Origin of the sequence: Rugamonas rubra (assembly GCF_900114705.1) — a bacterium.
Classification (GTDB): Bacteria; Pseudomonadota; Gammaproteobacteria; order Burkholderiales; family Burkholderiaceae_D; genus Rugamonas; species Rugamonas rubra.
The window spans coordinates 18,790-36,377 of the sequence record NZ_FOTW01000012.1; the positions used below are offsets into that span (position 1 = coordinate 18,790).

Annotated in this window: 17 protein-coding genes; 11 read left to right on the plus strand and 6 right to left on the minus strand. The window is 67.6% G+C overall.

Annotation, left to right across the window (positions count from 1 at the left end; all coding sequences use genetic code 11):
* Window positions 1–7 precede the first annotated feature (7 nt).
* Genes ctaD through BM252_RS13425 form a run of 5 tightly spaced genes read left to right on the plus strand, consistent with a single transcriptional unit; the run spans window position 8 to window position 3,470 of the window.
* Complete coding sequence (gene ctaD, locus BM252_RS13410; RefSeq protein ID WP_093388146.1) at window positions 8–1,600, plus strand: cytochrome c oxidase subunit I; 1,593 nt, start codon at window positions 8–10, stop codon at window positions 1,598–1,600.
* A 60-nt stretch (window positions 1,601–1,660) separates the two neighbouring features.
* On the plus strand, window positions 1,661–1,768 hold the full coding sequence (locus BM252_RS31405; protein ID WP_217429910.1) for a cytochrome oxidase small assembly protein: 108 nt from the start codon (window positions 1,661–1,663) through the stop codon (window positions 1,766–1,768).
* Window position 1,769: 1 nt separating this feature from the next.
* The gene (locus BM252_RS13415; protein WP_093388148.1) at window positions 1,770–2,327 is read left to right on the plus strand and encodes a cytochrome c oxidase assembly protein; all 558 of its coding nucleotides are present in this window, start codon (window positions 1,770–1,772) and stop codon (window positions 2,325–2,327) included.
* 26 nt (window positions 2,328–2,353) lie between these two features.
* Window positions 2,354–2,566: a DUF2970 domain-containing protein gene (locus tag BM252_RS13420; protein ID WP_093388149.1), complete on the plus strand. Its 213-nt coding sequence runs from the start codon at window positions 2,354–2,356 to the stop codon at window positions 2,564–2,566.
* 43 nt (window positions 2,567–2,609) lie between these two features.
* Window positions 2,610–3,470: a cytochrome c oxidase subunit 3 gene (locus tag BM252_RS13425; RefSeq protein ID WP_093388316.1), complete on the plus strand. Its 861-nt coding sequence runs from the start codon at window positions 2,610–2,612 to the stop codon at window positions 3,468–3,470.
* 155 nt (window positions 3,471–3,625) lie between these two features.
* Here BM252_RS13425 and BM252_RS13430 read toward each other — a convergent pair whose 3' ends face one another.
* Window positions 3,626–3,826, minus strand: a complete 201-nt coding sequence (locus tag BM252_RS13430; RefSeq protein WP_093388151.1) for a twin transmembrane helix small protein — start codon at window positions 3,824–3,826, stop codon at window positions 3,626–3,628.
* A gap of 39 nt (window positions 3,827–3,865) precedes the next feature.
* Between BM252_RS13430 and BM252_RS13435 the strand changes: the two genes are divergently transcribed.
* From BM252_RS13435 to BM252_RS13460, 6 genes are all read left to right on the plus strand, one after another.
* On the plus strand, window positions 3,866–4,645 hold the full coding sequence (locus BM252_RS13435) for an SURF1 family protein (RefSeq protein ID WP_093388152.1): 780 nt from the start codon (window positions 3,866–3,868) through the stop codon (window positions 4,643–4,645).
* Complete coding sequence (locus BM252_RS13440; RefSeq protein WP_425442314.1) at window positions 4,635–5,282, plus strand: SCO family protein; 648 nt, start codon at window positions 4,635–4,637, stop codon at window positions 5,280–5,282. Before BM252_RS13435 ends, BM252_RS13440 begins: the two co-directional genes overlap by 11 nt.
* A gap of 6 nt (window positions 5,283–5,288) precedes the next feature.
* Entirely contained in the window at window positions 5,289–6,452 is a 1,164-nt protein-coding gene (locus tag BM252_RS13445) for a COX15/CtaA family protein (protein ID WP_093388154.1), read from the plus strand.
* Window positions 6,449–7,342 (plus strand): heme o synthase, encoded by an 894-nt coding sequence (cyoE, locus tag BM252_RS13450; RefSeq protein WP_093388155.1) that lies wholly within the window; start codon window positions 6,449–6,451, stop codon window positions 7,340–7,342. Before BM252_RS13445 ends, cyoE begins: the two co-directional genes overlap by 4 nt.
* Window positions 7,343–7,344: 2 nt before the next feature.
* Entirely contained in the window at window positions 7,345–7,929 is a 585-nt protein-coding gene (locus BM252_RS13455) for an SCO family protein (RefSeq protein ID WP_093388157.1), read from the plus strand.
* A gap of 87 nt (window positions 7,930–8,016) precedes the next feature.
* Window positions 8,017–9,066: an AI-2E family transporter gene (locus BM252_RS13460; RefSeq protein WP_093388158.1), complete on the plus strand. Its 1,050-nt coding sequence runs from the start codon at window positions 8,017–8,019 to the stop codon at window positions 9,064–9,066.
* Here BM252_RS13460 and BM252_RS13465 read toward each other — a convergent pair.
* From BM252_RS13465 to BM252_RS13485, 5 genes are all read right to left on the minus strand, one after another.
* On the minus strand, window positions 9,063–9,869 hold the full coding sequence (locus tag BM252_RS13465) for a substrate-binding periplasmic protein (RefSeq protein ID WP_174900520.1): 807 nt from the start codon (window positions 9,867–9,869) through the stop codon (window positions 9,063–9,065). The two genes, BM252_RS13460 and BM252_RS13465, sit on opposite strands and share 4 nt — an antisense overlap.
* Window positions 9,870–9,901: 32 nt before the next feature.
* On the minus strand, window positions 9,902–11,242 hold the full coding sequence (locus tag BM252_RS13470; RefSeq protein ID WP_093388161.1) for a hemolysin family protein: 1,341 nt from the start codon (window positions 11,240–11,242) through the stop codon (window positions 9,902–9,904).
* Window positions 11,243–11,346: 104 nt separating this feature from the next.
* Complete coding sequence (locus tag BM252_RS13475; RefSeq protein ID WP_139236485.1) at window positions 11,347–12,876, minus strand: hypothetical protein; 1,530 nt, start codon at window positions 12,874–12,876, stop codon at window positions 11,347–11,349.
* Between the two features lie 17 nt (window positions 12,877–12,893).
* Window positions 12,894–14,495, minus strand: a complete 1,602-nt coding sequence (locus tag BM252_RS13480) for a sulfotransferase domain-containing protein (protein WP_093388164.1) — start codon at window positions 14,493–14,495, stop codon at window positions 12,894–12,896.
* 39 nt (window positions 14,496–14,534) lie between these two features.
* Entirely contained in the window at window positions 14,535–17,498 is a 2,964-nt protein-coding gene (locus BM252_RS13485) for a glycosyltransferase (protein WP_093388166.1), read from the minus strand.
* Window positions 17,499–17,588 lie beyond the last annotated feature (90 nt).

Sequence of the window (17,588 nt, forward strand, 5' to 3'; positions counted from 1 at the left end):
GCTTTAGATGAGCACAAGCACAATCGATCACGCCCACGATCAGCACGACCACGCGCACGACCATCCGCACGGCCTGTCGCGCTGGTTGTTCGCCACCAACCACAAGGACATCGGCACGCTCTACCTGTGGTTCTCCTTCATCATGCTGCTGTCCGGCGGCGTGCTGGCGCTGATGATCCGCACCGAGCTGTTCAAGCCGGGCCTGCAGTTCTTCCAGCCCGAGTTCTTCAACCAACTGACCACCATGCACGGCCTGGTGATGGTGTTCGGCGCCATCATGCCGGCCTTCGTCGGCTTCGCCAACTGGATGATCCCGCTGCAAGTGGGCGCCTCCGACATGGCCTTCGCGCGCATGAACAACTTCTCCTTCTGGCTGCTGCCGCCGGCCGCGATCCTGCTGGCGACCTCCTTCCTGGTCCCCGGCGGCGCCACCGCCGCCGGCTGGACGCTGTACGCGCCGCTGTCGAGCCAAATGGGCCCCGGCATGGACATGGCGATCTTCGCCATGCACCTGATGGGCGCCTCCTCGATCATGGGTTCGATCAACATCATCGTCACCATCCTCAACATGCGCGCCCCCGGCATGACGCTGATGAAGATGCCGATGTTCTGCTGGACCTGGCTGATCACCGCCTACCTGCTGATCGCCGTCATGCCCGTGCTGGCCGGCGCCATCACCATGACGCTGACCGACCGCCACTTCGGCACCTCCTTCTTCAACGCCGCCGGCGGCGGCGACCCGGTGATGTACCAGCACATCTTCTGGTTCTTCGGCCACCCCGAGGTCTACATCATGATTCTGCCGGCCTTCGGCATCGTCTCGCAGATCCTGCCGGCCTTCGCCCGCAAGCAGCTGTTCGGCTACGCCTCGATGGTCTACGCCACCGCCTCGATCGCCATCCTGTCGTTCATCGTCTGGGCCCACCACATGTTCACCACCGGCATGCCGGTGACCAGCCAGCTGTTCTTCATGTACGCCACCATGCTGATCGCCGTGCCGACCGGCGTGAAGGTGTTCAACTGGATCGCCACCATGTGGAAGGGTTCGATGACCTTCGAGACCCCGATGCTGTTCGCCGTCGGCTTCATCTTCGTCTTCACCATCGGCGGCTTCACCGGCCTGATCCTGGCCGTCACGCCGATCGACATCCAGCTGCAGGACACCTACTACGTCGTGGCCCACTTCCACTACGTGCTGGTGGCCGGCTCGCTGTTCGCCCTGTTCGCCGGCTTCTACTACTGGTCGCCGAAATGGACCGGCCACATGTACAACGAGACCATGGGCAAGCTGCACTTCTGGCTGTCGCTGATCACCTTCAACATCACCTTCTTCCCGATGCACTTCCTGGGTCTGGCCGGCATGCCGCGCCGCTACGCCGACTACCCGGCGCAGTTCACCGACTTCAACGTGGTGGCCACCATCGGCGCCTTCGGCTTCGGCCTGTCGCAGGTGTTCTTCCTGTTCTGCGTGGTCCTGCCGACCATCCGCGGCGGCAAGAAGGCGGCCGACAAGCCGTGGGAAGGCGCCGAGGGCCTGGAATGGACCGTGCCTAGCCCGGCCCCGTTCCACACCTTCGAAACCCCGCCGACGTTCAAGTAATGGCGCGGCGCGCCGGCGGAGCTTCTCCGCCGGCGCGCCCACCGACAGGAAAAGCCGACCATGTCCCAACCGAACAAACCGAACAACCTGAAAACCGGCCTGATCCTGGCGTCGCTGGCGCTGGTGTTCTTCCTGTCCGTCTTCATCAAACGCATCTGGCTGAGCTGACGTGGGCGCCGACCAGGAGACGCGCGGGCAGAACCGCAAGATGCTCGGCAAGCTGATCGTCATCGCGGTGATGATGTTCGGCTTCGGCTACGCGCTGATCCCGGTCTACAAGCAGTTGTGCGAGGTCTTGGGCATCAATGTGCTGACGCAGAAGGACGGCACCGTCGAGCTGGACAAGAACACCCAGGTCGACAAGAGCCGCAGCATCACCGTCGAGTTCGACGGCAACGCGCAGGGGCCGTGGCGCTTCCGTCCGGTGGTCTCCAGCATGCAGGTGCATCCGGGCGAACTGGCCACGGTGATGTACGAGGTGGTCAACACCCAGGCGCGCACCGTCAACGCCCAGGCCATCCCCAGCTACGCGCCGCAAAGCGCCACGCCGCACTTCAAGAAGGTCGAGTGCTTCTGCTTCAAGCAGCAGACGCTGAAACCGAACGAGGCGCGGCAGATGCCGGTGGTGTTCTTCATCGACCCGGCGCTGCCGAAGGAAGTGAAGACCATCACGCTGTCGTACACGTTTTTTGAAATTGCCGGCCTCGACAAGACCGCCGCCAATTGAACGCAAGTGAAAGCAAGGTGTCAGAGATGAAACAAGAAAGCAAGCCGCGGCAATACGCCTCCTTCCTGTACTCGTTGAAGGCGGTGTTCTGGTCGTTTACCGGCTTGCGCCGCAAGAGCGACTTCGACAGCGACTCGGCCAAGCTGAACCCGGTGCACATCGTCATCGCCGGGCTGATCGGCGTGGCCTTGCTCATCACCGTGCTGATCACCATCGTCAAGTTGGTCGTACCAAAGTAAAAAAGTAGCTATTCTCGAATATAGTTGATTTAGGGAGATGAAGATGAGTTCACATAACGCCGCGGCACCGTACTACTTCGTGCCAGGTCCGTCCAAGTGGCCGATGCTGGCCGGCCTGACCCTGTTGCTGACCATGATAGGCGCCTCGGCCTGGGTCAACGACGTGTCCTGGGGCCCGTACCTGAACTTCGCCGGCCTGGCCGGCATCATCGCGGTGCTGTACTTCTGGTTCGGCGACGCCATCGGCGAGTCCGAGAAGGGCCTGTACAGCCAACGTGTCGACCACTCCTACCGCTGGTCGATGGCTTGGTTCATCTTCTCCGAGGTGATGTTCTTCGGCGCCTTCTTCGGCGCCCTGTTCTACGCCCGCAGCATCTCGATGCCGTGGCTGGGCGACATCGACCACAAGTTCATCTGGCCCGACTTCTCGGCCCAGTGGGGCAACATCGGCCCGGCCGGCACGGTCGAGGAATTCAAGACCATGGGTCCGTTTCCGATTCCGACCATCAACACCGCGCTGCTGCTGACCTCGGGCGTGACGCTGACCATCTCGCACCACGCGCTGCGCGCCGGCCACCGCGCCAAGACCGCCTTCTGGTTGGCCGCCACCGTGCTGCTGGGCGCCGTCTTCATGGGCTTCCAGGTCTACGAGTACATGCACGCCTACAGCGAGCTGAACCTGAAACTGACCTCGGGCATCTACGGTTCGACCTTCTTCATGCTGACCGGCTTCCACGGCTTCCACGTGACGATGGGCGCGATCATGCTGTCGGTGGTGCTGTACCGCGTGCTCAAGGGCCACTTCACGGCCGACAACCACTTCGCCTTCGAAGGCGCCGCCTGGTATTGGCACTTTGTCGACGTGGTCTGGCTCGGCCTGTACATCGTGGTTTACTGGCTGTAACGGGGTTATAATTCGCGGCGGTCGACCGCGATGCAAAAGAGCCGCAGGCGGGAGTTCCCGCCGCGGCTTTTTTGTTTAGGGAATGCTTGTCAGCCCAGCGGCGCGCATCGAGGGTCAGACCCTAGGGTCTGACCCTGGCTTCCGCTAGCGGGGCCTCAGCGGATGCCGGTCGGGGTGATGTAGCCGAGCTTGTAGCCGAGCAGGATCAGCAGGAACAGGGTGATCGAAAAGCCCACCCGCAGGGCCAGCGCGCGCACCGTGTTGTTGCTCCTGCCCTTGTCGCGCATCAGGTAGAACAGCGCCGATCCCAGGCTGCCGAGGATCAGGATGAAGGCGATGGCGACGGCAATTTTCATGGGTTGGGCCAGCTGTAAATTGAATAAGGCACCATTGTAATGCGTATCGGCTTCCGTTTTCGCCTGGTTCCCTGCATCGCCACCGTGTTGGTGGTGGCGCTCGGCATTTCCCTGGGCAACTGGCAGCAGCGCCGCGCCGAGCAGAAGACGGCGCTGCAGCACAAGCTGGCCGAGGGCAACGCCGCCGCGCCGCTGGGCCTGTCCACCGGCGGCGCGGCCGCCTTGCCGCTCGATGCCGCCGCCGCCGCCGCCATCGAGTACCGCCGCGTCCGTTTGACGGGCGAGTTCCGCCGCGACTGGCCGCTGTACCTCGACAACCGTCCCTACCAGGGCCGCGCCGGGTTTTATTTGCTGATGCCGTTTAGAATGGCCGGATCGGACGTGCACGTGCTGGTCGAGCGCGGCTGGCTGCCGCGCAACATGGCGCAGCGCGAACAAATGCAGCCCTACGCCACGCCGGCGGGGCAGGTCACGCTGGAGGGCGTCGTCAAACTCAGCGCCGGCCACGTGATGCAACTGGGCAACGCGGCGCCGCTGGCGCCGGGCGCCATCGTGCAGAACGTCGAGCCGGCCCAGCTGGCCGCCGCCGGCGCGATGGTGGTGCAACCTTTTGTGGTCGAGCAGAGCGGGCCGGCCGTGCCGCTGGCTTCGCTTGATTCGGCCCAGCCGGCCGCCGGCGACGACGCCAAGCTGGTGCGCGACTGGCCGGCGCCGGCGCTGGGCGTGGAAAAACATCGCGGCTACGCGTTCCAGTGGTATGCGCTGGCGCTGATGGCCGTCCTCTTTTTTGTCTCTACTGGATTCAGACGTGGAAAATAAACCGCAACAAGATCGCTCCGCCTCCCCGCAAGCCGCGCCGGACGACGCGCGCCAAGTGCGCGCCGGCCGTTGGAAGCTGCTGGCCGTGTTGGCCGTGTGCGCCATGCCGCTGGTCGGCTCCTACTTCGCCTACTACGTCGTCAAGCCCGGCGGCCGTACCAACTACGGCGCGCTGATCGACCCGCGCGACCATCCCATCCCCGCGCTGGGCAGCGCCACGTTGGACGGCAAGCCGGCCGGGCTGGACGACTACAAGGGCAAGTGGATCATGCTCAAGGTCGGCCCGTCCGACTGCCAGAAGGATTGCCAGGACCAGCTGTTCGCCATGCGCCAGCTGCGCACCATGCAGGGCAAGGAGATGGAGCGCATCGAACGGGTCTGGCTGATCACCGACATGGAGCCGCTGGACACGCTGCTGCTGCGCGTCAACGACGGCACCCGCATGCTGCGCGCCCAGGCCGAGGCGGTGGCCAAGTGGCTGCCGCTGGAGCAGAACGCCGCCGGCGCCAAGGCCGCCGAGCACATCTACCTGATCGACCCGATGGGCCACCTGATGATGCGCTTCCCCAAGGACGCCGACCCGTCCAAGGTCAAGAAGGACCTGTCCAAGCTGCTCAAGGCTTCGGCCATAGGCTGACCCGCCATGCACCTCTCCACCCTGGCCCAACTGGCGCTGACCGGGCTGATGGTCGCGCTGCTGCCGCTGTCGCTGGTCTGGACCTCGGCCGACAGCAACAAGTACCGCAAGCTGGTGTGGGTTTGCGCCTTCCTCACCTTCGACCTGATCGTCTTCGGCGCCTTCACGCGGCTGACCGACTCCGGCCTCGGCTGCCCCGACTGGCCCGGCTGCTACGGCCTGGCCAACCCCTTCCTGGCGCACGCCGAGATCAGCGCGGCCGAGGCGCTGCTGCCGAGCGGCCCGGTGACCGTCGCCAAGGCCTGGATCGAGATGATCCACCGCTACCTGGCGATGGGCATCGGCGTGCTGATCACGGCGATGCTGCTCCAGTCCTGCTGGCAGTGGCGCAAGCGGCGCGCGGCGGAATACTCGCCGGTCCTGCCGGCGCTGCTGTTCCTGGCGGTCTGCGTGCAGGGCGCGTTCGGCGCCTGGACCGTCACGCTCAAGCTGCAACCGGTGATCGTCACCATCCACCTGTTGCTGGGCATGGGCCTGCTGGCCCTGCTGGTGTGGTACGGTGGCCGCCAGGACCAGTTGATCAAGCCGGTGCGCGCGGTGACCGCCTCGCCGCCGGCGATGCGCAACATCCGCCTGCTGGCGGCCAGCTCGGCCCTGCTGCTGCTGGTGCAACTGGCGCTGGGCGGCTGGACCAGCACCAACTACGCCACCCTGGCCTGCACCGACTTCCCCCTGTGCGGCGGCAAGCTGGTGCCGGCGATGGACTTCGAGCACGGCTTCGCCCTCTGGCGCGAGCTGGGCAAGACCGCCGCCGGCCACTACCTGCCGTTCGCCGCGCTGACCGCCATCCACTGGGTGCACCGCAACTTCGCCTTCGTCGTCGCCGTGGTGGTCGGCTACACCTGCTACCGCGCCTGGGGCCACCGCGCCCTGCACCGCACCGCGCGCGGCCTGGCCGTGGTGTTGGCGCTGCAGCTGGCCACCGGCGTGGCCACCATCTTCCTCAGCTTCCCGCTGGCGCTGGCCGTGCTGCACAACGCCGGCGCGGCCCTGCTGGTGGTTTTACTGACCATGTTAAACTACCGGGCCAAATTCCAATACGAGATCGCGCAGAAGGCCGCCGCCAGCGCAGTATTCCCGCACGCTACGACTGCCAGACACCACCCATGACAAGCCAAACCGCAACACGCAAGCCCACCCCGCGCATCGCCCAGTACTGGGCCCTGACCAAACCCCGCGTCACCCAACTGGCCGTGTTCTGCGCCGTGATCGGCATGTTCCTGGCCACCGACGAGCTGCCCAACTGGCGCGTCGTCATCGCCGCCACCTTCGGCATCTGGCTGCTGGCCGGCGCCGCCTTCGCCGTCAACTGCCTGGCCGAGCGCGAGATCGACGCGCGCATGGCGCGCACCGCGCGCCGGCCGATGGCGATGGGCGACATCTCGGTGGCGCAGACGGTGGTGTTCTCGGCCATCATCGGCGGCGCCGGCATGTGGATCCTGTACGCGCTGGTCAATCCGCTGACCATGTGGCTGACCTTCGTCACCTTCGTCGGCTACGCCGTCATCTACACCATGGTACTCAAGCCGGCCACGCCGCAGAACATCGTCATCGGCGGCCTGTCCGGCGCCATGCCGCCGGCGCTGGGCTGGGCCGCCGTCGCCAACGACGTGCCGATGCAGGCCTGGCTGCTGGTGCTGATCATCTTTTTGTGGACGCCGCCGCACTTCTGGGCGCTGGCCATGTACCGTCGCGACGACTACGCCAAGTCCGGCCTGCCGATGCTGCCGGTCACCCACGGCATGCCGTTCACCCAGTTCCATGTTTGGCTGTACTCGATCGCGCTGGCCGCCACCACCATGCTGCCCTTCGCCGTGCACATGAGCGGGCTGATCTACCTGGCCTGCGCCGTCGTGCTCAACGCCATATTCCTGCGCCACGCCTGGAAGATCTACCGCCACTACACCGACCTGATCGCCCGCAAGGCCTTCACCTGGTCGATCATTTACCTGTCGTTGCTGTTCGCCGCCCTGCTGGTGGACCATTACCTGAAATTCTGACCATGAAAAAACTGCTCACCCTGTTGCTGCTGTCCCTGTCCATGCTGTTGGCCGCCTGCGGCCAGAAACCGCCGATGGAGTTCAAGAACACCGACCTGACCGGTCTCGACTACGCCAAGGGCTTCAACCTGACCGACCACACCGGCAAGGCGCGCACCCTGGCCGACTTCAAGGGCAAGGCGGTGGTGGTGTTCTTCGGCTATACCCAGTGCCCCGACGTCTGCCCGACCACGATGGCCGAGATGGCCGCCGTGATGCAGCAGCTGGGGCCGCAGGCCGACCAGGTGCAGGTGCTGTTCGTCACCGTCGACCCCGAGCGCGACACCCAGGCCCTGCTGGCCGAGTACGTGCCGGCCTTCGACAAGCGCTTCCTCGGCCTGTACGGCACGCCCGCGCAGACGCTGGAGGTGGCCAAGGAGTTCAAGGTGTTCTTCGCCAAGGTGCCGGGCAAGACGGCCGGCAGCTACACCGTCGACCACACCGCCGGCAGCTACGTCTTCGACAAGCAAGGCAAGCTGCGCCTGTTCGTCCGCCACGGCCTCGGTCCCGGCCCCATCGTGCACGACCTGAAACAGCTGCTGTCCTAAGCTGCCGCCCTAGGCTTTTGTTGTAGTCCTGTTATCCTGCGGGGAGGGCGCGCTTGGTGCGCGCCCGCCTTTTCCCAACGGAGCAGCATGGACCCACGTTTTCAACCCTACACCCGGCTCGCCGCCACCGTTCTGCTGGTGATCGGCTGCCTGATCGTTCTGCGTCCCTTCCTGCCGGCGATCCTGTTCGCCGCCGCCATCACCATCTCCAGCTGGCCCTTGTACCTGATGCTGCTGCAGCGCCTGCGCCGCCGCCGCACCCTGGCCGCCGCCTTGATGAGCTGCTCGCTGACCCTGCTCATCATCCTGCCGCTGGCCCTGGTCACCTACAACATCGCCGACAACGCCAGCGGCTTCTACGACCAGATCCGCGCCGGCATCGACGCCGGCACCATCGCGCCGCCGGCCTGGCTGAAGGACCTGCCGCTGGTCGGCGAGGCGGCCGACGCCTACCTGCGCCAGCTGCTCGGCAGCCGCGACGAGCTGATGGCCGTGGCCAGGCGCCTGCTCGAGCCGGCCCGCCACTTCCTGCTCGGCGGCGGCCTGGTGCTGGGTAGCGGCGTGGCCCAGGTCAGCCTGGCGGTGTTCGTCAGCTTCTTCCTCTACCGCGACGGCGAGGGCATGCTGGCGGCGCTGGCGCGCGGCATGGACCAGCTGCTCGGCGAGCGCCGCGCCGAGCTGGTCGACACCGTCAGCCGCACCGTGCGCGGCGTCATGTACGGCCTGCTCGGCACCGCGCTGGCGCAGGCCGGCGTGGCCGCGCTCGGCTTCGCCATCGCCGGCGTGCCGGCCGTGGCGCTGCTGTCGGTGGCCACCTTCCTGTTCTCGCTGATCCCGGTCGGCCCGCCGCTGATCTGGGGCGGCGCGGCGATCTGGCTGTTCAACGAGGGGCGCACCGGCTGGGGCATCTTCATGCTGGTGTGGGGGATGTTCCTGATCAGCGCGGTCGACAACGTGGTCAAGCCGATGCTGATCAGCCGTGGCAGCAGCCTGCCCTTCATCCTGGTGCTGCTCGGCGTGATGGGCGGCGTGCTGGCCTTCGGCTTTGTCGGCCTGTTCATCGGCCCGACCCTGCTGGCGGTGGCGCTGGGCCTGCTGCGCAACTGGACCGGCGCGGGCGACGCCGCCGCCGACTAGAAGTTGAACATGCCGGCGGCCAGCTCGGCGCCGACGTGGCGGCTGTAGATGGCGCGCAGCGTGCCGTCCTCGCGCATGGCGTGGATGGCCTGGGCGAACTGCTCGGCGGTGGCCTCGGGGATCAATTGGCGCGACAGCACCAGGCCGCCGACGATGACGTCCTTCGGCGCCCAGTCGAGGATCCTGACGCCGTCGGCCAGGTCGCGTTGGCGCGACAGCGGCGCCAGGCTGGTGTTCAGCGCCAGCACCGCCTGCACCCGGCCCAGTTTGAACAGGCGGATCAGCGAGCCGTAGTCGGCCGTCTCGTAGACACGGCCCTCCTTGCGCAGCTGGGCCAGCCAGGCGTCGTAGGTGGGGCCGTGCTTGAAGCTCTTGATGACGGCCACCTTGTAGCCGGGTTCGGCGAGAAAGCTGGCCAGGTCGTGCACGGCCGGCTTGCTGTTTTTTTGCAACAGAACGTAGTTGCGCGAGGTGAAATAGGGCAGGAAGCGGGCGAACTGCAGGCGCTCCGGCGTGGCGATGCCGGACACCGACATCGGCAGCGTGCCGCCCTTCAGGTTGGTCCAGATGCGCACGCGCGAGTCGACCGAGGCGTGGAAGCGGCAGCCCAGCCGCTTGCCCAGCTCGTCGACGATGTCCTTGTCGATGCCGGCCCACTGGCCGTTGCCGTCGCGGTAGTACAGCGCGCCGTGCTCGTAGAAGGCCACCGCGATGTCGCCGCAGTCGAAGGCGGGCAGCGGCGCGGCCCGTGGCGCGCCGACGCAGCAGAGCAGGGCGCCGGCCAGAAAATGTCGCTTCAGCACCGCGAATCTCCCGAAAAGGCCCCGAGCGGGGCTCAATCCTGTTCGTCCGATTCCGTGCCGCGTTCGCTCTTCGGAATCACCTTGACCAGCAAAATGCGCGGCCCGTTCATCTTTTTGGCAACGATGTCGAAACTATTAAAGCTGATGCGCTGGCCCTGCTTGGGGATGTCGCCCAGTTTCAGCATGATCAGTCCGCCCACCGATTCTACATCCTCCAGGCCCAGTTCCTCGTTTTCGATGTCGATGCCGAGCCGGCGTTCGAGCGAGAAGATGGGCAGGCTGGCCTTGCCGACCAGGGTGCCGTCGGGTTGCTTGAGCCAGTCGTTCTCGTTGAGGCGGAACTCGTCGTGGATCTCGCCGACCATGGCGCCGAGCAGGTTGTCGAGGGTGATGAAGCCGACCGGCCGCTTGCCCTTTTCGCCGATCAGGGCGAAGTGCGGCGCGCCGTCGCGGAAGCGGCGGAACAACTCCAGCGCCGGGGTGCGCGCCGAGATCGTCTCCACAGGGCGCAGCAGCGGCGCCAGCGAGGTGATCGGCTTGCCGTGCTGCTGGGCGAAGAACAGGTCCTTCAGGTGGATCACGCCGAGCACGTGCTCGCCGTCGGCGTCGTAGTAGGGATAGCGGCTGAAGCGGTTGCGCAGCATGGTTTGCAGGTTGTCGTCGAGCGGCAGGTCGGCGCGCAGCGCGATCACCTCGTGGATCGGGCGCATCAGGTCGGACACGGCCAGGTCGGAGAAGTCGAGCGAGTGGGCCAGGATGTTGCGCTCGTCCTTGTTGAACTTCTCGCCCGGCTGGCTGGTGCGCAGGATCAGTTTGAGCTCGTCGACCGAGTAGTGCGAGTCGTGGCCGCCCTTGCCGGCCAGGCCGGCCAGGCCCAGCACCAGGTTGGCGCTGGCGTTGAGCACCCAGATGGCCGGGTACATGGCCCAGTAGAAGGCGTACAGCGGCAGCGCGCTCCACAGGCCGACCGCCTCGGGCAGGCGGATCGCCAGCGACTTGGGCGCCAGTTCGCCGACCACGATGTGCAGGAAGGAGATGATGCTGAAGGCGAAGGCGAAGGCGATGCCGTGGATCAGCTCGGGCGAATCGACGCCGAGCGCGTGCAGCAGCGGCTCGAGCAGGCCGGCGAAGGCCGGCTCGCCGATCCAGCCCAGGCCCAGCGAGGCCAGCGTGATGCCCAGCTGGCAGGCCGACAGATAGGTGTCGAGCTGGCCGTGGACGGTGGCCAGGATGCGCCCGCGCAGGCCCTGGGTCTTGGCGATGGCGCGGATGCGGGTGCGCCTGAGGGTGACGATGCCGAATTCGGCGGCGACGAAGAAACCGTTGAGCGCGACCAGGAACAGGGCGAGCAGGACAAGCAAAAGGTTATGCATAGCGGCGCACTTGGGCGGCTGTTAAAACATGCATCTTAAACGACCTTGCCGACTAGGGGGGGAAACCGGCCGCCCCGCCCGTGCAGATGAGACCGGCCGGTTGCTCATATGGCGTCGTCGAGCGCGCAATCCTCGGGCGAGTAACTGAGCACCAGGTCGCCGATGCTCAGCTGGGCCGGCGCCCGCTGCAGGTCGATGGCGCCGCTGTCGTCGCACAGGTAGAGCCTCAGGTAGCTGTCGCGGCCGTCGGTGAGCATGCCCGACAGGGCGACGCGCAGGTTGCCGTTCGCCAGTTGTTCGATGCGGGCGAACAGGCACTTGACCTGGCCGTGCGTTGCGATCGATTGGATGCGCAGTTGCTGGCAGTCGACGACGCTGTTGTAGAAACCGCCGGCGTCGCCGACCTGCAGCATCAGGAAGCGGCTGTGCTCGGCTTCGCGCCGCAGCAGGAAACGCACGGTGGCCAGGGTCAGCGTGGCGATCGGCAGCTGCACCGTCAGATGCTTGTGGCCGGCGGCGTCGGCCTGCGCCCGCAGGCGCAGCCAGGCGCCGTCGCGCTGCAGGTCGACGCCGTCGGCCAACAGCGCCAGGCCGCTGCCTTGCTCCAGGACGGGCAGGGCGGCGGCGCCGTTGCACAGGCTGTCGCGCAGGATGCGGGCGAAGCGCTGCGCCCGCTCGCCCGGCGGGGGCAGCACGCGCTTGTCGTTGTGCAGCGTGCCCTGGCTGCTCCAGCCGCAGACGCTGGCGGGCAGGGTCGGGGCGAGCGCGGCCGGCGGCGCCAGGCTGGCCGCCAAGTCCTGCACCTCGCCCAGCAGGTGGCGGGCGATCTGCTGGGCGAACGGCACCGAGTGGACATAGTAGAGGGTGTCGGGCACGATGTAGCCGACAAATTGCGCGTACAGCTCGCCCAGGCGCTCGAGCAGGGCCTCGGCCTGCTGGGGTTGCCAGCCCATTTCCGCCGCCAGTTGCCGCGTCAGCGCCGCCCGCACCTCGGCCGGCGGCGCCCGGCCCGCCGCCGCGTCGATCCACGCGGCGTCGGCGCGGCCGTCGATGCCGAGCTTTTGTTGCAGGCGCTCCCAGGAGGCGATCGACAGCAGTTCCAGCGGCAGCAGGCTGACGCGCTGCAGAATATTGCTCGCCGCGCCGATCTCGACAAAGCTCAACATCCAGCCCTGCAGCAGGGCGGCCAGCGCCACGCCGGGGAACAGCTTGTGCAGCGACTGCAGCGACGGCAGCGGGGCGCGGAAGGTGAGCACATAGCTGGCGTCGAGATGGTAGGCCTGGTAGTAGTCCAGCGCCTGCGAGGCGGCGCGCGCACCCAGGCCCGACATGGGGCTGATGGCGATTTTTTCGCCCACCCATTGATAGTGTTCGCCCAGGCGTTGCAGGATCGCCTCGGGCAGCATGCCGGCGTATTGCGGCGGCAGCCGCGTGCCCTTCGACCTGACCTTCTTGGTGCGTTGGTGGTGGCCGTTGAAGTCGCTGACGAAATTGCTGTTCCAGTGCGACTCGAACAGGTGGGCCTCGCCCAGCAGCAGCACCTCCTCCGCCGAGTTGAGCAGGCGACCGAGGATGGTGGTCCCGCTGCGCGCGTGGCCGAGCACGAACAATTTGCGTCCCTTGACAGTGTCCAATCCACCCTCCCGTTGAGCTACCGTTGGCGACCCGCCGCGTTCGGGTCGAAGATGCTGGCGATGCCGGCCCCGCTCAGCAGGCTGACCCGGCTGACGGCGAGCGCGACCGGGTGGTCGAAATGCAGTTGGCCGTTCTCGCCGCACAGGTAAATCCGCGCATAGCAGTCCTTGCCGGGGCCGACGATGCCCGCCAGCGACAGCACCAGCTCGCCGTCCGCGAGCGGGCGGATGGCGCTGCACACGCCCAGCGACGCGCCGCACGAGGCGCTGTCCGTCACCTGTATGCCGGCGCCGTCGAAATAGCTGTTGAAGAAGCCGGCGTCGTTGCCCATCTGGAGCATGAAATGCCGCGCCGTCTGGCGCGCCGGCAGCCGCACCTCCAGGGTGGTCAGGCACAGTTCCCCTATGTCGACGGGGAAGGTGATGTGTTTGTGGGCGGTGTCGGCGCAGGCGCCGGCCAGGTTCAGGCGGGCGCCGTCGAAGCTGGTCCGCACGCCGTCGGCCAGGAAGTGGCGGCCGGCCAAGTCGAAGCGCCGCACGGCCCCGGCGCCGGCCAGCAGCCGGCCGGCGCACATCTCGGCGAGCTGCCGGCGCGCGGCGTCGGCGTCGTCCGCCGCCGGCGGCGCGCCGGCGTCGCCGTCCGCCGTCCAGACCAGGCTGCGGCCGGCCGGCGCGGCGGCGCCGTCGCCGGCCGCCTCGAACGGTTCGAGCGGCTCGAACGGTTCGAGCGGGGCGGCCGGCCCGGCGTGCTCCGGCGCCAGCACGATGCGCTGGAACGCCGCCTCGACCTCGTCGCTCCACAAGCGGCGCCAGTCGCTCAGCTTGCCCGTCCAGGTCGGCGTGGTGCAGCCGATCGACTGTGCGCGGATCAGCTCGGCCGCCTGCGCGTCCACCGTGGTCCCCAAAAATGCCGCTAGCGCGGCGATGGCGGCGGCCGCCGCCGGCGCGTCGTCGCCGGTCAGCACGTCGAAATCGACGACGAAGGTGTTCGGCAGCTCTTGCCACGGGCGGATCCGGCGCGCGTGGATGGCGATGCCCTCGCCGAAGGAGGCCAGGTAGGCCAGCATCTTGTCCGGGCCGTCCGGCAGCGGGCACCAGCGCACGTCCAGCTCGCCGCGAAAGCGCATGCCCCTGGCGCTCAGGCTGGCGACGAAGCGCATGGCGGAGACGGCGACGTCGCGCAGGTTGCGCTTGGCCAGGACGATCTTGAAATCGGCCAGCGCGGCGGCGTTCTTGGCGTTGAACGGGACGTGGCCCTGGACGAACTGGCCGGGGCCGACCAGGCGGAAGAGGTCGGCCACGTCGAGCGCGTACTCCTGCCAGTACGGGCGGCCCTGCTGGTTCAACTTGAGGCAGCGGCGGTCCTGCACCACGTCGTCCTCCACCTTGGGCGAGACATGGATGCCGCCGTAGACCAGGCCGAGGCGCTCCAGCAGGGTGCTGGTGAAATGGGTGCCGCTGCGCGGCAGGCTGATGACCACGGCCTTGCAGCGGCCGGGGCTGGTCTTGTTCCAGACCAGCAGGTCGTCGTTGCCGTCGTTGTAAAAAATCGGCAGGCCGGACAGGTTGTGCACCGGCAGGCCGGCCGCCGTGATCCGTTTTAACAGGTCCTCATCCATTCGTCGTCATCTCCGGCGTTCCATTTGGGCGGCGGCGCATCAATCCGCCCGCGCCTGCGACGGCCACAGCGTGTGGTGCTGGTGCCAGCGGTTGTCGTTGTTGATCCAATACTGGGCCGGCAGGCCGAAGAACTGGTGCGAGCGTTGCGCCGCGTCGATCCAGTACCAGACGCGCTCGAGCGCGCCGGCCTGGCCGTAGACTTTTTCCAGCCCCTCGCTGCCGCCCAGGGCCACCAGCTCGTCGACGCGGCGGTAGGCCAGGCGCAGGTTGTCCAGGCCGGCGCTGAACTGCTCGATGCGCGCGTATTCCGCCGGAAAACCCAGGCGCAGGTAGTCGGCCAGGACCGAGGCCAGCTCGACGTCGCTGCACTGTTTGTCCATATACGATTTTTGGTAATGCAGCGCGCGGCGGAACAGGGCGGCGGCCACCCGCGGGCCGCGCCGTTCGAGTCCGTAGCGCATGCCGCCCGGGGTGCGGAACAGATACCAGGCGCGCAGGTCCTCCAGCTCCACCAGCGGGCTTTGCGTGGTGCGCGCCTCGGGATAGTTGAGGAAGACGCCGAGGGTCTCGGGCAGGCTGACCACCTTGATCGAGGGCAGCACGCGGTTCTTGAACTCGGTGTCGCCGGCGCCGCGGAACTGCGTGTCGTAGTAGCCGTGGCGCTGGTGTATCGATTTGCGGTACAGCGCGCCGACGTAGCTGATGTAGCAGCAATCCAGATAGTGGTCCTCCTGCATGCGGAAGGAGCGGTCGTAGGCCATCACGTCGCGCTGGTAGCGGCCGTCCTGGTCGACCTCGGTGACCACCGCGCTGCCCTGCACCCAGTCGACCTCGGCGTGCTCGTCGAGATAGTCGGCCAGGATGGCCAGCGCGTCGGGGCGCAGGCCCTCGTCGAGCCCGAGGAAGGCCAGGTAGGCGCCGCAGGCCAGGTCGATGCCCCGGTTCCAGGCGGTCTGTATCGACTCGCGCTGCGGCGTGCGCACGTACAGCGAGCGCAGGCCGCGCTCGGCCGCCCGGCGCAGGCGCGCCGGCAGCACGGTGTCGGTGGCGTCGGGCGAATGGCTGTCGATGAAGACCACCTCGGTGAGCGCCTTGCTGGCGGCGGTGAAGCGCTCGAGGCCGGCGACGAAGGCGTCGGCCTTGTCGGCGCCGTTGTAGACCGAGACGATCAGCGTCACCCTGGCGCCGGCCGGCTCGCCGCCGCGCAGGTCGAGGCGCTGCTCGAAGGCGAGCGGCGGCGTTTGGTAGCTGGCGGCGGCGCGCGCCGACAGGTAGTCGTAGATGGCCTGTTGGTCGCCGCGCGCCATCAGGCGCACGCAGTTCGCCTCCTCCGGCAGGCGCTGGCGCTCGAGGATGTCGGCGATCTCCTCGCACCGCGCCGGGTCGTGGCGGCCGCTCAGGCGCGCCACGCGCAGTTGATACACGGCGTACAGCAGCTCGTTGCCGCGGCGTTTCTCCCAGCCGGCGAGCAGGCTGTACAGCGGCACCCGGCTGCCGCCGTGGACCATGCCGGACAGGAAGGGCAGGTCCGCCTCGACGGCGTCCAGCGCGCCCGGCGCGGCGGCGCCGTGGCGGCACAGCGCGGCCAGGTCGCCGACCCGGCAGGCGGCGTCGAACTGCTCGGCGGCGTAGGCGGGCTGGATGGGAACGCTCTGCTTGCCATGGAAGAAGGCGCGGTAGCGCTCCATGGTGTCCTGCGCCAGTTGTTGGCGGATGCGGCCGATGCCGCGCTCGACCTTGGCGCGGAACGGCGCGAACAGGGCGTCGGCCCGCTGCCGCGCGGCCGGCTCGGCGCTGGCGCTGTGGCGGTACACGTCGGCCAGCGCCATGCCGCTGCCGCGGCCGGGCGGACAGCCGTCCAGATACTGGCGCAAGGCGGCCCGGTGGCGCTCGTAGTTGGCCAGCAGGTCCTCGATCTGCGCGTACTGCGCCAGCATGTCCCGCGGATCGATGCGCACGAACGGCAGGCCGGGATAGACCTCGTCGAGGTAGTCGCAGACGCCGCAGGCGGTGCTGACCACGGCGGGGCAGCCGGCCAGCAGCGCCTCCAGCACCACCAGGTTGAAGGTGTCGTAGCGCGACGGCGCCACCAGCACCATGCGCTCCGTGCCGAGCCAGCGTTGCATCTCGCCGGGGGCGACGCTGTGCCGCGTCAGCGTCAGCTTGCGGTGCGCCGCCAGCGTGTTGAGGATGTCGGCCGAATCGTGGCCGTTGATCGACACGGCGGGGCCGACCAGGCGTATCCTGCCGTAGGCCTCCCTGGGCAGCTGCGAGCACAGCACCACGAACAAGTCCGGCCCCTTGAATTTTTCCTGCCGGCCGACAAAGCACAGGTCGGGCGGCGGCGGCGGCGTTGCCGCGCCCGCGTCCGCGCCGGCCGCGCCCGGCCACGGCCGGCGCCCGGCCCGGCGCGCCGGTTGCGGATCGACCAGCAGGGCGGGCAGGCGCAGGCGCTCCGACCAGGCGGCCGTGTAGCGCCGGCTGATGCCGTAGCGCAGGTCGGCGTAGCGGTACAGCAGGTCCTCGAACTCCTGCAGGATTTCATGGCCGCCGAGCCGGCCGTCCCAGTTGTCCAGCAGCGCGCCGGAGAGCACGCCGTGCATCGACAGCGAGACCTTGCCGATGCCGACGTGGTGGAACTGCATGCAGGCGTGCAGAAACACGGCGCAGGGGAGGTAGTCGGGAATGTCCAGCACGTCGAAGGACAGCGAGGCCACCGACGCCGCCATGTCGAGCAGGTAGCAGATGTCGTAGGACTTGCTGTCGACGATGGTGGCCGCTTGCTCGCCCGGCACGCCGGGCGAAAACTGCTCGATGTTGCGGCGGTAGACGTCGGTCATCGGCACGGGGAAGGCGTTGGCCGGGATGGCGGCGTGGTCGACCTCGCCGGAGGCGAAGTAGTGGAACTCGATGTCGGGATGGGCGCGGATCAAATCGCTGAAGAAGCGCTGGCCGCCGCCGATGGTGGAAAAAATATTCGTCTCCGCTACCAGTATTCTCATCGCTCCAACCTCTTTCTATGTGCGCGCTGCGAACCGAACCCGATTGTAGTACCAAAGCGGCGCGGCGGGCGCGCCGGCGCCGCGCCGCGT

What these genes read in the sequence shown, in the direction of transcription:
- BM252_RS13480 (WP_093388164.1), bottom strand. Translation starts at nt 14,495, where the DNA reads ATGGATGAGGACCTGTTAAAACGGATCACGGCGGCCGGCCTGCCGGTG.
- BM252_RS13470 (WP_093388161.1), bottom strand. Translation starts at nt 11,242, where the DNA reads ATGCATAACCTTTTGCTTGTCCTGCTCGCCCTGTTCCTGGTCGCGCTC.
- BM252_RS31405 (WP_217429910.1), top strand. Translation starts at nt 1,661, where the DNA reads ATGTCCCAACCGAACAAACCGAACAACCTGAAAACCGGCCTGATCCTG.
- BM252_RS13425 (WP_093388316.1), top strand. Translation starts at nt 2,610, where the DNA reads ATGAGTTCACATAACGCCGCGGCACCGTACTACTTCGTGCCAGGTCCG.
- BM252_RS13430 (WP_093388151.1), bottom strand. Translation starts at nt 3,826, where the DNA reads ATGAAAATTGCCGTCGCCATCGCCTTCATCCTGATCCTCGGCAGCCTG.
- BM252_RS13455 (WP_093388157.1), top strand. Translation starts at nt 7,345, where the DNA reads ATGAAAAAACTGCTCACCCTGTTGCTGCTGTCCCTGTCCATGCTGTTG.
- cyoE (WP_093388155.1), top strand. Translation starts at nt 6,449, where the DNA reads ATGACAAGCCAAACCGCAACACGCAAGCCCACCCCGCGCATCGCCCAG.
- BM252_RS13420 (WP_093388149.1), top strand. Translation starts at nt 2,354, where the DNA reads ATGAAACAAGAAAGCAAGCCGCGGCAATACGCCTCCTTCCTGTACTCG.
- BM252_RS13460 (WP_093388158.1), top strand. Translation starts at nt 8,017, where the DNA reads ATGGACCCACGTTTTCAACCCTACACCCGGCTCGCCGCCACCGTTCTG.
- BM252_RS13435 (WP_093388152.1), top strand. Translation starts at nt 3,866, where the DNA reads ATGCGTATCGGCTTCCGTTTTCGCCTGGTTCCCTGCATCGCCACCGTG.
- ctaD (WP_093388146.1), top strand. Translation starts at nt 8, where the DNA reads ATGAGCACAAGCACAATCGATCACGCCCACGATCAGCACGACCACGCG.
- BM252_RS13445 (WP_093388154.1), top strand. Translation starts at nt 5,289, where the DNA reads ATGCACCTCTCCACCCTGGCCCAACTGGCGCTGACCGGGCTGATGGTC.
- BM252_RS13485 (WP_093388166.1), bottom strand. Translation starts at nt 17,498, where the DNA reads ATGAGAATACTGGTAGCGGAGACGAATATTTTTTCCACCATCGGCGGC.